At 45.2% G+C, this 15,145-nt stretch carries 10 protein-coding genes; 8 read left to right on the top strand and 2 right to left on the bottom strand.

The features are described 5' to 3' along the window. Nucleotides 1–139: 139 nt before the first annotated feature. Nucleotides 140–922 (bottom strand): SDR family NAD(P)-dependent oxidoreductase, encoded by a 783-nt coding sequence (locus tag HMPREF0671_RS07565; protein ID WP_036898973.1) that lies wholly within the window; start codon nt 920–922, stop codon nt 140–142. 269 nt (nt 923–1,191) lie between these two features. On the opposite strand from HMPREF0671_RS07565, the gene HMPREF0671_RS07560 reads away from it, so the two are divergent. The 8 genes from HMPREF0671_RS07560 (at nt 1,192) to HMPREF0671_RS07525 (ending at nt 13,598) form a co-directional block, all read left to right on the top strand. Then, nucleotides 1,192–2,040 (top strand): hypothetical protein, encoded by an 849-nt coding sequence (locus tag HMPREF0671_RS07560; protein WP_036898982.1) that lies wholly within the window; start codon nt 1,192–1,194, stop codon nt 2,038–2,040. Between the two features lie 241 nt (nt 2,041–2,281). Continuing rightward, nucleotides 2,282–3,337: a C40 family peptidase gene (locus HMPREF0671_RS07555; protein ID WP_231725632.1), complete on the top strand. Its 1,056-nt coding sequence runs from the start codon at nt 2,282–2,284 to the stop codon at nt 3,335–3,337. Between the two features lie 12 nt (nt 3,338–3,349). Beyond that, a complete protein-coding gene (locus HMPREF0671_RS07550; RefSeq protein ID WP_036898969.1) occupies nt 3,350–4,504 on the top strand; it encodes a dipeptide epimerase in 1,155 nt (384 codons plus the stop codon). Between the two features lie 16 nt (nt 4,505–4,520). Further along, complete coding sequence (locus tag HMPREF0671_RS07545; protein WP_036898966.1) at nt 4,521–5,834, top strand: transglutaminase-like domain-containing protein; 1,314 nt, start codon at nt 4,521–4,523, stop codon at nt 5,832–5,834. 97 nt (nt 5,835–5,931) lie between these two features. Then, a complete protein-coding gene (locus HMPREF0671_RS07540; RefSeq protein WP_036898963.1) occupies nt 5,932–9,324 on the top strand; it encodes a TonB-dependent receptor in 3,393 nt (1,130 codons plus the stop codon). A gap of 32 nt (nt 9,325–9,356) precedes the next feature. After that, nucleotides 9,357–11,060, top strand: coding sequence for a RagB/SusD family nutrient uptake outer membrane protein (locus HMPREF0671_RS07535; RefSeq protein WP_036898960.1), 1,704 nt, complete (start codon nt 9,357–9,359; stop codon nt 11,058–11,060). 88 nt (nt 11,061–11,148) lie between these two features. Continuing rightward, complete coding sequence (locus tag HMPREF0671_RS07530) at nt 11,149–13,017, top strand: PQQ-binding-like beta-propeller repeat protein (RefSeq protein WP_036898957.1); 1,869 nt, start codon at nt 11,149–11,151, stop codon at nt 13,015–13,017. 131 nt (nt 13,018–13,148) lie between these two features. Continuing rightward, nucleotides 13,149–13,598 carry a hypothetical protein gene (locus HMPREF0671_RS07525; RefSeq protein ID WP_036898954.1) on the top strand — a complete coding sequence of 150 codons (450 nt, stop codon included), beginning with the start codon at nt 13,149–13,151 and terminating at the stop codon, nt 13,596–13,598. Between the two features lie 130 nt (nt 13,599–13,728). Here the strand turns inward: HMPREF0671_RS07525 and axeA1 are convergent, their stop codons facing one another. Further along, nucleotides 13,729–15,123, bottom strand: coding sequence for an acetylxylan esterase AxeA1 (gene axeA1 / locus HMPREF0671_RS07520; RefSeq protein ID WP_036898950.1), 1,395 nt, complete (start codon nt 15,121–15,123; stop codon nt 13,729–13,731). Between the last annotated feature and the right edge of the window lie 22 nt (nt 15,124–15,145).

Genomic DNA, 15,145 nt, shown 5'->3' with positions numbered 1-15,145 from the left:
CACAGAAAGACAGGTTGGAGGACCTGTTCTTGTTAGTCCTGAATTCCTCCTTTACCTAATCTAGGACCTATTGTAGCTTAAAAGCTATTTTTTACAAAACACAAAGTCATCCTGTACTTTCATTAAGTTGCAGTCCTCTTTAGGACAAATGTTCTTCACGGTTCACATCACGACTGATTGTGTAACCGTTTGCTTGATGTGTAGCCAATACCAACACTTCGGCAATCTGTACATGTTCTGGGGCTGATGCAGCATAGAATACCACGTCGGCGATATCATCTCCGTTCAAAGGATGAATCCCCTCGTATACATGCTTTGCTTGTTGCTGATTCCCATGGAAACGTACAACGCTGAAATTAGTCTCTACTAATCCCGGCTTGATATTGGTTACTCGCACGCAAGTATCTACCAAATCTACCCGTAAACCATCGGTCAAAGTCTTGACAGCAGCTTTAGTTGCGCAATATACATTGCCTCCGGCGTATGCCACATCACCTGCTACACTACCAATATTGATGACATGTCCACGATTTCGCTCTACCATTCCGGGTACAATCAGACGTGTCATGGTGAGCAAACCCTTGATATTGGTATCTATCATTGTCTCCCAATCGTCTTCATCGCCCTCATATTCTTTGGTCAAACCCAAAGCCAAACCAGCATTATTGATAAGAACATCGACAGTTTTCCAATCTCCATCCAACGACTCTACTGCTGTCTTTGCCGCCTGACGGTCGCGCACATCAAACTTCAACAGTCTGACTTCTGCACCATCTTCTTCTAACAAAGCCTTTAACCTCTCTAACCTTTGCTCATTACGCCCTGTCAATATCAATCGGTAACCACCTTGTGCGAACTTGCGAGCACATGCCTCACCGATTCCACTGGTAGCACCTGTAATTAAAACTAGTTTAGTATTCACTTAATCTGTATTTTATTTTTAAAAAAGATACTCTTAGTTTTATTCTAAAATATTTTATTACAAACATAATAAAAATATAGATACGCGATTCTAAGCTTAACATTATTTAATAAAATAACAATATTTTCGAGAGATAACACCTATTAATCATAGGATTAATAACGATTATAAATAAATCTCAAAAATTGCCTTATTTCTATTTTTTTTTATAATTTTGCTCTAGTAAACTTTAATAGATCGTTTAACTTTGAGATAATACGACGACCATGATGAAACTAATTGCAGAAAGTGGTTCTTCACATACGAGTTGGGTACTAATTGAAAATGGTAAGATTATAGAGCAACAACGCTCTGATGGTTTAAACCCTTATTTTCAGAACCGAAGAGAGATTAGCAGAAGCATCAGGCTAGGACTCCCCGAAGAGTTTTTTCACAAAAAGATTCAACATATCTATTTTTACGGAGCAGGATGCGATACTGAAACTCGTAAAAACACCGTGAAGGCCTCTCTTATCTCTCAGTTTCGCACGCCGGTGACCGTAGAAAGCAATCTTGTGGCAGCAGCTAGAGGACTCTGCCAAGACAAGCCCGGCATTGCCTGCATCCTAGACACGGGGTCGAACTCATGCCTTTACGACGGCAAGCAAATTGTATCAAGCGTCAAAACCTGTGGATTCATTTTAGGAGACGAAGGTAGTGGTTCGGCCATTGGTAAGAGTTTTCTATCTGATGTACTGAAAAATTTAGCACCCGAAGAACTGGCCCACACCTTTTACAAGCAGAATTATACAAATGCCGATGAAGTGATGAATGCCGTATACAACGAACCTAGGCCCAATTATTATTTGGCCAAGACGGCCTTTTTTCTCACACCACATACCGGAAATCCATATGTACACGACTTGATTGTCAATAATTTCCGTAGCTTCTTCAAACGCAACATCGCACAATTACCTTATAAAGACTACTCCATCAGTTTTATTGGTAACGTAGCTCACACCTATTCCGACCTATTATTAGAAGTATGTGACGAATTCAGCATCACTCCCGCAGCTATTGTGGAATCTTCTTTGGAAGGGCTGATTACTTATCATGGAAATAATTTCCAGACTCCCTAAACAATAATAGTTCTTCAACACTGTGCTATAGCAACCAATACTATACCAAACTGGATAACTGGAATCTTATAATAAAGATTATCTTACATCCCCAAAACAAATATAAATAAGCATTATACCGCCTTCTTTAAATGCAAAAATATATTTCTAATATTTAAATTTACATATATTTAAAGTTTTCTCTTGCATTTATTTTTATTTTATCGTATTTTAGTAGCCAATTAATCATAAGCTTATGACCATGTACACAAGAAGAGATTTTCTAAAAAAAGCAGTTCTTGCTACAGTCGGTTCCACATTGATTTTGGAAAAGGCTCATGCCTTTGAGAAGTTGGCACGTCCTTTTACAGGCAAGCCAAAAAATTCTTCAAAAATTTCCAATGCTACTATTAAGCAAACTATGGAGAGTTGGGGAATCGTCACCGTTTCTGTTTGTAACATGCGACAAGCTGATGATTACGATTCCGGGCAAGTTTCCCAAGCGCTCTTAGGAATGCCTGTCAAAATACTAGGTGAAAGCCACGAATGGACCAAGATACAGACTCCGGAAGATTATATTGGCTGGACATTAACACGAACGGTTACACATGTCAGCGCTGAACAGCATGCAGAATGGAATGCTTCAGAACAAGTAGTTGTAACAAGTATCTACAGTATGGTCTATTCTGAACCAAAATTAAGTTCTCAAACCATGAGCGATGTAGTAGCCGGAAATCGATTCAAACTATTAAACAGCACCAAATATTTCTTCCACATAGCTTATCCCGATGGTCGAAAGGGATATTTGAAGAAGACCGACGGAGATCTATTGAGTCATTGGCGCAAGCATTTGAAGTACGATGCACAAAGTATCATTGCTACGGGGAAAAGCCTGATGGGGTTACCATATATGTGGGGTGGAACGAGTACCAAGGGCGTTGACTGTAGCGGTTTTGTACGTACCACTCTCTTTATGCACGACATTATTATTCCACGTGATGCCTCCCAACAGGCTTACAAAGGAGAACATATTGACATTACCTCTGATTTTGGCAATTTAAAACCGGGCGACTTGGTTTTCTTCGGTTCCAGAAATGCAGAGACCAACAAGCCTCGCGTCTCTCATGTGGGTATATATATAGGTAATAAGAAATTCATCCATTCATTAGGATTTGTTCATATCAGCAGTTTCAATCCCGATGATGAAGAATACGATGAATACGACTTGAACCGACTATTATGGGCGGAACGCATCTTACCTTATATTAATAAGGAAGAAGGAATGATGACCACCAATCACAATACTTATTATCAATAAATATTGATTACGATGAGTAGCAGACGAGATTTTATTAAAAAGGCCACATTGGCTACACTAGGTGCAGCCATCTCTACAGGCAAGATAGATGCCATCAAGCATGTAACGATTCCTGCCATCAATATCAATCGCGCAGGAAAATCAGGGAAACTAAAAATGAGATTCTTCCCTTACGATCTCAAGCTACGCCATGTATTCACCGTAGCTACCTACTCTCGCACCATGACTCCCGATGTTCAAGTGGAAATTGAATATGAGGGAGTGACGGGATATGGTGAGGCTTCTATGCCCCAATACTTAGGACAGACCGTACACAGTGTGACGACATTCCTACAAAAGGTGGATTTGAGCCGCTTCAACGATCCTTTCCAACTTGAAGATATACTTACCTATGTAGACAGTTTGTCACCGGGTGATACGGCAGCCAAAGCCGCAGTAGACATCGCCTTGCACGACTTAGTGGGCAAACTTCTTGGTGCACCATGGTATAAGATATGGGGACTGAACAAGCAGAAAGCTCCTTCAACCACCTTTACTATCGGTATAGACACTCCCGAAGTGGTCAGACAAAAAACCAAAGAATGTGCTGATAAGTTCAATATATTAAAGGTGAAACTTGGCAGAGACAACGATAAAGAACTCATTCAGACCATTAGAAGCGTCACCAATCTACCTATTGCCGTCGATGTAAACCAAGGATGGAAAGACCGCCAAATGGCTCTCGACATGATTCTTTGGCTCAAAGAGCAAGGCATCGTGATGGTAGAGCAACCCATGCCCAAAGAGATGAAAAACGACATTGCATGGGTTACAGATCAAAGTCCGCTGCCTATTTTTGCCGACGAAGCCATCCAGCGACTGAAAGATATTGAGAATGTGCGAGGAGCCTACTCCGGTATCAATATCAAACTCATGAAATGCACCGGTATGCGCGAGGCTTGGAAAATGCTGAACTATGCTCGTTCCATTGGCATGAAAGTAATGGTGGGCTGTATGACAGAGACTTCTTGTGCAGTCAGTGCGGCCGCCCAATTGGCACCCGCAGTCGACTTTGCCGACCTAGACGGAAACCTTCTCATCTCTAACGACCGTTTCAAAGGAATGGAAGTCGTAAAAGGAAAGATTACACTACCCGACCGTCCCGGTATTGGCATTGTGAAAATATAACCTAAAAAGAAATATCATGCGTGCTCCACGTCTTATCTTACTATCCTTTCTTGCCGTTTGTTCGTTGACAGCAAGCGCTTACTCATGGGAAGAAGATTTGCATCATCGCCTGTTAGTCGATTTCAATAAAAGTCGAGACGAGGTCAAAGCCTACATCCAACGATTTATTCCTGATGTGACAGACAAGCAGATGGATATATGGGAAGCATCTCATGCACTGGAGAGTATGGTCATAGATGGCAAGAAACGGTATTTCCATAACGCCGCTCCCAACCTTTTCAGAATTGATAAAGATTGCATCCGTATCAAAACAGAAAAGGAAGGCTTGTCGCAAGAAGGCTATGAAGAGAAGGACAAAGACAATGTACCATTTATCATTCAAAATGCTGACAAAGTCTCTCATTTGGCAGAACCAAAGCGCATCAAGGTAACTTATACCTTGAGCGTAAAGCCAAATGCCGTACCCGCAGGAGAACTTATCAGATGTTGGTTGCCATTTCCGAGAACCGATATAGCCCGACAAACCAACGTAAAACTGTTGAGTACAAGTGAGATACTATATCAACGTTCACCACAGAATCATGCTCACTCTACTCTCTACATGGAGAAACGAGCCAAAGCCGATGAACCTACAATCTTCTCAGAAACTTTCGAATACACCACTTATGGCTATTGGGCAGGCCTAAGCCCTGACCAAATCAAGCCATACAATACCCATAGTAAGCTTTATAAACAATACACCTCGGAGCGTGACAAGCACATGATTTTCACCCCGATGTTACGTCATTTGGCCGATAGTCTGACGCGTGGAGAAAGCAATCCGCTGTTGAAAGCCCGTCGAATATTCGCTTATATAGATACCAACTATCCGTGGGCATCGGCTAGAGAATACTCTACGATTGAGAATATCCCTGAATATGTGGTTCTCAACAAGCATGGCGACTGCGGACAAGTCACATTATTGTTCGCCACCCTATGCCGTATTTGCGGTATTCCCTCGCACTTCCAAAGTGGCTTCATGCTACATCCCGACAATGAAAATCTACACGATTGGTGTGAAATCTATTTCGAAGGAATCGGCTGGGTGCCTGTAGATATATCGTTCGGCATACCCTCTTATGCCCAAAACGAACGCGAGAAATGGTTCTTCTTAGGTGGTCTCGACTCATGGCGCATGGTAGTCAACCAAGATTTTGGCATGTCATTATACCCTACCAAGACTTATCCGCGAAGTGAAACCGTAGACTTTCAACGTGGCGAAGTGGAATGGCGTGGTGGCAATCTATATTTCGACAAGTGGTCGTGGAATCTGGAACGTCAAGACCTCTAATAAGTTTGACTATCTCAAAAGGGCATATCTCCCTACTCCACGAATACGATAAACATGAAAACAAGAACAATTTTATTATAACTTTAATACATCGCTTATGAAAAAACAAATCACACTTATTAGTGCACTCCTCCTCTATGGTGGCACTATGGGGAACTTGGCATCTACGTATGCAGCCAATCCTCCTCAGTTTGTAAGCAAAAGTGAGACGACAGAAATCGTCAAAGGTACAGTAGTCGACAGCCAAGGCGAGCCTATCATTGGCGCCAGTGTTGCCGAACAGGGAACGACACGAGGAACCGTTACCGACTTGAATGGTAACTTCTCATTCAAAGCCGGTACCAATGCCAAGCTCACAATCTCGTTCCTAGGCTACAAGACCGTTACAGTAAAAGCTTCCAACGGGATGAAGATCAAGCTTACCGAAGACAACGCTTTGCTCGATGAAGTCGTAGTAGTAGGCTACGGTCAGCAGAAGAAAGTAAACCTGACGGGTGCCGTTGCCAATGTCGATCTTGACAAAACATTGGGCAGTCGCCCCGAACAAGACGTAACAAAAGCACTTCAAGGGTCCGTTCCCGGCTTGACCATCCTAAACTCTAGTGGCGATTTGGACGGCACTCCATCTATCACAATTCGTGGTTTGGGTACGCTTTCTAATGGTCAGAAGTCCTCACCTCTGATTGTTGTAGACGGTGTTCCGGTCGACGACCTCTCCATGATCAATGGCAATGACATCGCTTCTATCTCTGTTTTAAAAGACGCCGCATCCTCTGCTATCTATGGTAGCCGCGCTGCTTTCGGTGTCATCCTTATTACAACCAAGCAGGGAAAACGAGGCGATAAGGTTTCTGTGAAGTACGATGGAAAGTTCGGTTGGGACAGTTCTACCTACCTTCCCGATTATCCCGATGTTCCTACCCAGTTGAATGCAGCCATCGCAGCCAAGGCAAGAGCAGGCTCAGGATCTGTAGAATTGTTCGGTATGTACTTCGACAAGCTACTCCCTTATGCCGAAAAATGGAAAGCACAACACAGTGGTCGTAAGGGATACAGTGCTATGGAGCCATGGCAGAGCGACAGTAACGTAGGCGATTATGCCTTTGTCAACGGGCAACCGATGTACTATGCCGACTACGATATTCAAAAAATATGGTACAACAACGCCGCACCATCACAGAGTCACAACATCTCTTTGAGTGGTTCCAGCGGTCGTACCAACTTCTACGCATCATACGGCTACAGCAGTAAACAAGATATCATGAAGTTCAATCCGGGTATCAGAGATAAGTATAATGCCACTGTTAATATCAACACAGATATCACCGACTGGCTGAGCGCAGGCGTCAGAGTGAACTATACTCACCGCAAGATGGGGCGCGCCGATACCTACAATAACATCTATCAGTACCTATGGCGTTGGGGCTCTTTCTTCATTCCGTCGGGCTATATGCAGTCTGAAGATGGCACTATCAACGATTATCGTGTCGTAGCTCTGCAGAAACAGGCTGCTCGACAGTATATTTTCCACGACCAAATGAGCCTCAATGCGTATATCAAAGCCAACATTACGAAAGACTTAACACTGAATGCTGACTACACATATAATGTAGAAAACTTCAACTTCAAGTCGAGCGACCATAGCGTATATGGCATGAACTGGTCGGGAACAAGTCCCACATACATCGTTCAGCCAACAGCTTCAAGCGCTACCCGTTGGAATACCAAGAAGACACGTTGGGCTGCCAACGCTTACTTGAACTACACCCACTCTTGGAACGACGCCCATAATCTGAACGTCATGGTCGGTATCAATGGCGAAAACTATAAATCAGACTACTTCTATGTAAATCGCACACAGCTCTATGATGAGAACTATCCCGAAATCAATTTGGCTTATGGCGATTTAAAGAAAGCCACCCTAGACTCTTCGACAGGCGATCGTGCCTCTGCCGGTTACTTCGGTCGTATCAACTACGACTACAAGGGTATCTATCTACTCGAACTGAACGGACGTTACGATGGTTCTTCCCGTTTCCCCAACGGAGACAAGTGGGCTTTCTTCCCATCCATTTCTGCCGGTTATAGATTTACCGAAGAGCCCTACTGGCAAGACCTTCATAAATACATCTCAAGTGGTAAGTTGCGTTTCTCTTACGGTGAGATAGGTAACGAGGCTGTAGGAGACTGGATGTTCATCTCTACGATGAGTCCTTACTCAGAGTCTAAAATTACATGGTTGAACAGCGCTGGTACCAAAGTCACCCAGTTTGCTATCCCCTCTTGGGTATCCTCTACCTTGACGTGGGAGCGCATCCATACACTCGATGCCGGAATCGACTTAAGCTTCCTCAATGGCGATTTGAACTTAACAGCCGATTGGTTCCAGCGTTCTACCACCAACATGCTAGCTCCCGGTACAGCCCTTCCGGCCAGTGTAGGTGCTGCTGCTCCTTACACCAATGCAGGCGAATTACGCTCACGCGGTTGGGAACTCTCGCTCAGTTATCGCAAGCAACTCAATAAAGACTTAGGCGTATATGCCAACTTCAGCATCAGTGATTCTAAGGTAAAGGTGCAGAAGTGGAACAACAACTCTAAGGTTATTGGCTACACCGGTGGCATCGTAGGCGACAACAATGCTAAAACCTACGCTTACGCAGGTGAAAATTGGGGCGATATTTGGGGCTTTGAAACCGAACGTTACTTTACCGAAAACGACTTCGACGGCAAAAATGCCGATGGTAGTTGGAAGTATAAGAGTGGCGTAGCTAGCCAAGTTGGTATCCAGACCGATAACTTCGTATATGGTCCCGGTGATATTAAATTCAAAGATTTGAATGGTGATGGCGTCATCGACGGTGGTAAAGGTACAGCCGATGATCACGGAGATTTGAAAGTAATCGGTAACACTCTACCTCGCTACGAATATAGCTTTCACCTCGGTGGCAACTATAAAGGCTTCGACCTCGACCTCTTCTTCCAAGGAGTTGGTAAGCGCGACATGTGGACAAAGTCTGCATTTGCATTCCCGGAGATGCGTGCTGCCGACCTTGCCATTTATGCTAACCAAACGAAGTACAACGTCTACGACCCTACAGGTAAGAACACCAATATCAGCGAGAGCAACGATTTCCCATGTCTCTATCCGGGTAACGAAGGTTCAGGCAATGTTTCCGGACTTGCACCCATCGGTGGTGAACACAACTATTATCCTCAGACCAAGTACTTAGTTAACATGGCTTACCTCCGCTTGAAGAACATCACATTGGGCTATACCATGCCTGCTTCTCTCAGTAAGAAGTTCTACATCCAGAAACTTCGCGTCTATGGAAGCGTAGACAACCTCTGTCTGCTCTACAAAGGTAGCGGCAATCTGCCTGTCGACCCCGAAATGAACGAAGGCCAAGGTTCACTCTCATACGGCACATGGGGACGTACTTATCCTATCACTCGCACATGGTCGGTAGGTCTGCAAGTTACATTCTAAACCTAATAGAAACACTTTAAGATATTACGATTATGAAAAAATCAATCCTATATATCATGGCTTTGGCCGGTTGTATGCTGACTAGCTGCAACGACTTTTTGGAAAAGTCACCTCGTGACACGTTCACCAACGACCCAAGCTTTTGGAATAACGCCAACGACGTAGCCAGCTATAGCAATAAGTTCTACGACAACTACACCGGCTACAGTTCTGGTGGCGGTGCCGGATGGTTCTATTTCAAGACCCTATCCGACGACCAAGTGAATGCCAATTTCTCCGATTGGACCTTCAAGACCATCCCTTCTACAGCCAGTGATTGGTCAGGCGGATTCACAGAGATACGCCGTATCAACTACATGTTGCAAGGTTTGGAAAACTCAACCCTTGCCAATCGTACTTACTATAAAGCTGTAGGCCGTCTCAACAGAGCATGGCAATACTACCAAATGGTACGCGAATACGGTAACGTACAGTGGCAGAACGAAGTAATTCTGAACCCGGAAGACCCTACCATCTATGGTTCTCGCACCGATAGAGACGTCGTCATGGACTCTGTACTCAACGATCTGAACTACGCCATTGCCAACCTTGGAACCACCAAGGATAAGACTGCATGGAGCAAAAACATGGCACTAGCCATGAAGAGTGATATCTGTCTCTACGAAGGCACGTTCTGTAAATACCGCACACAAACCGATAATGGCAAGGCTCCCGATGCTGCCCGTGCCAAGAAATACCTGCAAGAGAGTGCCGATGCTTCCGATGCCATCATCGCTTCGGGTACCTATAAGTTGACCGACAAGTATGGTGAAATCTATAATAGTCTTGACTTGAACAACTGCAGTGAAATCATTTTCTTCCGCAACTACGAGAAAGATATGGTCATGCACGGAACCATCGACTACACTTGTAGCTCTACCACCATCAGCGGTATCACGAAAGACGCCTTCGATGCATTCCTCTTTACCGATGGAAAGCCATTGGCTACCACTTCTCGCAATAAAGACGACAAGGCCATTATCAACAAGAATGGCAACTTCTCTATCAGCAAACTGCTCGCAGAACGCGACGGTCGACTCAGCGTTTTGCTCGATTCCATCATCTGTTTTAAAGGACATGGATGGGCACGCTTGAACAACGAGGGCAAACCTTCGGGTTCGGCAGAGATGACTTCATCGACAGGTTACACCATCCGAAAGTATGATAACCTCACATTAGAGACCTACTACCGCACCAACACCAACACCGGTTATACCGATGCTCCGCTCTATTGGTACGCCGTAGTGCTACTCAATAATGCCGAAGCAAAGGCCGAATTAGGTACCATTACCAATGCCGACCTCGACAAGACCATCAACTTGCTACAGAAGCGTGCCGGACTCCCCGCCATGACAACAACCGTTGCTGCCGACCCAGCCAATAATATGGGTGTCAGCGACCTACTTTGGGAGATTCGTCGCTGCCGTCGTTGCGAATTGATGACCGACAACTGGTACCGCTATTGGGACTTGGTACGTTGGCATCAGCTTGACAAACTCGACTCCAACAAGTATCCTAACATCAATCGTGGTGCCAACCTCACCAACATGACCGACAATGCCGTGAAGGTAGACGAGAACCACTACATGATTGGAACCTCTGCTACGCGTACATTCAACAACAAGTATTACCTCTATCCTATCCCCAACAGCCAGCTTACTTTGAACCCTTCCACCGGACAGAATCCTAACTGGTAAGACTCAATACTATCATAACCGTGCCCGACTGAACCGATGGTCAGGCACGGTTTTTATTTTTATACGACACAACAGTAACAACACATACATGAAAAAAACTTTTTGTTTGATAGTGCTTCTCATAGGATTCGTCCTTTCTATGCAGGCACAGCAAATCAAACATTTCCGCTTTGCCCAAATCACCGATCTCCATCTGAATCCTAACAGCCCACAACCTACAGAAGACCTGTTACGCTCTGTAGCTGCCATCAACGCTACCGACAGCCTCGACTTTGTACTCGTCACCGGCGACCTGACCGATAATGGCGACCGCATCTCACTACAAAAGGCTAAAAGTTGTCTGGATTTGCTACGCTATAAGTATTACACCATCATGGGCAACCACGAGACCAAGTGGAGCGAATCGGGCTGTACAGCCTTCACCGACATCTTCGGTAGCGAACGATTCTCATTCATCCATGGGGGCATTCTCTTCCTCGGGTTCAACTCCGGGCCACTCATCCGCATGGCATTAGGCCATGTTCCACCCCAAGATATAGCTTGGGCCAAACACGAGATAGAGACACAGAGCCAGCGACTAGGCAATCCTCGGCTGCCCGTAATGTTGGTCACCCACTATCCCATATTGCCGGGAGACGTAGACAATTGGTACGAAGTGACCGATGCTCTGCGCCCTTATAACGTTCGCCTTTTCATCGGCGGACATTACCATCGCAACAAAATGTTCGATTACGACGGTCTTCCCGGAATACTCACTCGCAGCAACTTGCGCGACAAGCAAGGCACCACGGGTTATAGCATCTTCACAGTTACTCCCGATTCCATCACCTCTTACGTACAAAACTCCGACGGTTCACGTCGTCCGATGGTTGCCTTATCCTTGCATACCAACTACTTCGACCACCAAGGCCATGCCAAACAATACCCCGACTATAGTGTCAACAAGCAATACTCCAAAGTAAAGGCACAATGGCGACTAGCCACCAGTACGGCCATCCTCTCATCGGCTGCCATACTCAACGACCACCTCTTCGTGGGCGATGACGCCGGAAATCTCACGGCCTATCGACTGAAAGACGGCCGGCAACTGTGGCAACAATCGCTGAAAGCACGCATTGTGGGTACACCTGCTGCCACGGATGGCATTGTAGTATGTGGTTCAGCCGATAAAAATATCTATGGATTTGATGCCAAGAGTGGTAAAAATTTATGGACGGTTCATACCGATGCTCCGGTCTTAGGAGCCATCAACATCACCCACCACACGGTATATGTAGGTGGCAGCGACGGCATATTCCGAGCTATCGACCTCTATTCGGGTCAACAGAAATGGCAGTACGAGGGTGTCAAAGGGTATATTGAGACTCTGCCACTCGTAACAGATGGTTCCGTCATCTTCGGTGCGTGGGACAATACCCTTTATTGTCTGAACACGACAAACGGAACCGAACGTTGGCGCTGGACTAATGGCGAACAGCGCATGCACTTCTCGCCTGCTGCTGTATGGCCGGTATCTTCCAACGGTCGCGTATTCATCGTAGACCCTCGTAGAGTACTGACTGCTATCGATCTTACCACAGGTAAAACGCTTTGGAGTACCAAGCAATCAATGGTTCGCGAAAGTATTGGCCTCTCAGCCGATGGTCTACGCATCTACGCCAAGACTATGAACGACAGCATCGTCTGCTATAGTGCCACATCAGACATCCCCCGACAACTGTGGGCTACCAATGCCCAATTCGGCTACGAGCATGCCACAACCATGCTACCCGAATACGATGGCACGGTATTCAGCACCACCAAAGAGGGGTTGGTGATTGCACTTGATGGCAAGACCGGCCGTATCAAATGGCAACACAAAGTGGGTAACTCGCTGGTTAACACCGTTGTACCCATCGATAAACACCATCTTGTCACCACATCTACCGATGGTTGCATCTACCTCTTAAAACATTGACCGTGCTGCCAAGCCTTTTCAGCATTGCTGCATGGGCTTGACAGCATTGCTGTTCGGCTCATGCAGCAGCCCCAAATAGCCCCTTTTGAAATTTAAGATTTTTGAGATAAACAGCCATAAAGAACAATTATATGAAAAGACTAATAACATTATGTTTGCTTACCTTGCTATGTATACTTGGCAATGCGCAAACTACGGGGACTACGCATGTTCCTCCATTGGAAACAGAATTAGAGAAAGAGAACTTCCTAAAACGATTAGTGAAAGACAAGAAAATGCTTATTGGGCGACCAGCTTCCATGGCTTATGAGACTCTTAAACAAGGTGGATTCCCCATAAAACATATGTCAACCTCTACAGTTGGCCCATGGAGTCAACCAGATGGAATAGAATATATGACCGGCGTAATATTCTTTGATAAGACAGTAAAAGAAATAGAAGCAACGAATACTGCATTTTTAGTGACTATAAAACTAGGATTATGGGTAAACGATGTTGATTTTTGGAAAAGTCTTCCGGACGAGAATTGGATGGAATATATATATAGGAGCAAACAAAAACAACATCATACAAGACATTGATTATGAGAAGGTAAAAGCTTTTCTAAAGCTAAACAGGCATGGTGTATCGCATAGAACGCTGGATACACCATGCCTGTAGTCTTTTTAAAAGGAAATAAAATATCAAAGACAACTCCTATAAGTATGGAGTCTAATGCTTCTTTAATTCTGTCGCAACGAGTTCTGCCAACTTTTTAGCTCCCCGCTCGTTAGGGTGAACACCATCTTGAATGACCAAATGACCGTAGGGAGAAAAACCCGTATGCAAGTCGATAACCTTGCATTTATTCTTCTTTGCCACCTTCCGAATAGTTGGAATGATAGAGTTGACCAGCACAGAATCGCTCATATTCCACGTGGGCTTGAAGATGGGAATGGGCGTACACAGATAGATTGTAGGGTGAGTGGGCAAGGCTTTAAGGGTATCGACCATAGCTTGCAAATCGCTGGCAAAGTCTTGACCATACTGCCAATTCTCCGGTTTGGTATCATTAGTACCCAACTTCAGTACCACTACATTCGGCTGGAATTCCCTTGCATCTCTCCATAACGGTTCATTTACGTACGGCAGATTACCTTTGCGAAGCAGCGTTCGGGCTAATATACCGAAATTACCAACATGATATTGGCTACCCAACAGCTGTTGCAACACAGATGGATAACTCGTATGAGAGGCCATACTCAAGGCCATTCCTTCCGTAATAGAGTTTCCGATACAAGCCACACGAATTGCATCGGGACGCGGAGACTTAAGATGATGGAGCCAAGAAGTGAGGTCGTTCAGCATTTGGTCGTGATAACCAAAACTCGACCAAAACCCGAATCCATGACTACCACCGGGATAAACATAGAGCGAACAGTCGTTCCCCTCACGTCGCATGGCCGAATAATAGGCTATACCATTATAGATCGGATTCACCGCATCATCGTCATTGGCTAGCAGAATAATGGCTGGTGGCGTGCTATGCACGCGTACACGAGTCTCCATGGAATACAGTTCTTGCATGGCAGCATCGTCTTTTAACGAGCCAAGCAACTGTTCTCTGGAAGAGACATGAGTGCCACGCTTCATCGTAATAACTGGATAAAAGAGAATAGAAAAGTTGGGACGGTCGGCATAACTCAACAAACAAGAAGCCATGGCAGCCAAGTGACCACCGGCAGAAAAGCCCATAATGCCCACATCGGCAGGATTGATACGCCACGTAGACGCACTATCACGCACCGTACGGAGAGCCTGTCGGACATCGGTTAGAGGCACATTGCGGTCGCCATGTGGCATATTGTATTCCAAAACGAAGTAGGCTATGCCTTGATGATTGAAGTAATCAGCCCAGTCGTGTCCCTCATGATCGGTGGCAAGTATCGTATATCCGCCACCCGGACAGTCTACAACGGCACGCCCGGTAGCTACAGAGGCATCGGGGAGATAAGCCGTCAACACGGTGTTACGACCTGTTGCAAGTTTTAATTGGAAAGTTACCGTCTTGCCCCACCCTGTCACCGAGGATAGCAAACAGACGAAAAGTAGTAATAAGTTTCTCATATAAAAGTAATTAGTTCTATGT

It is taken from the genome of Prevotella sp. S7 MS 2, assembly GCF_000762865.1.
Lineage (GTDB): Bacteria > Bacteroidota > Bacteroidia > Bacteroidales > Bacteroidaceae > Prevotella.
The sequence above is the reverse complement of the archived record's forward strand: the minus strand, read 5'-3'. Positions and strand labels throughout refer to the sequence as shown.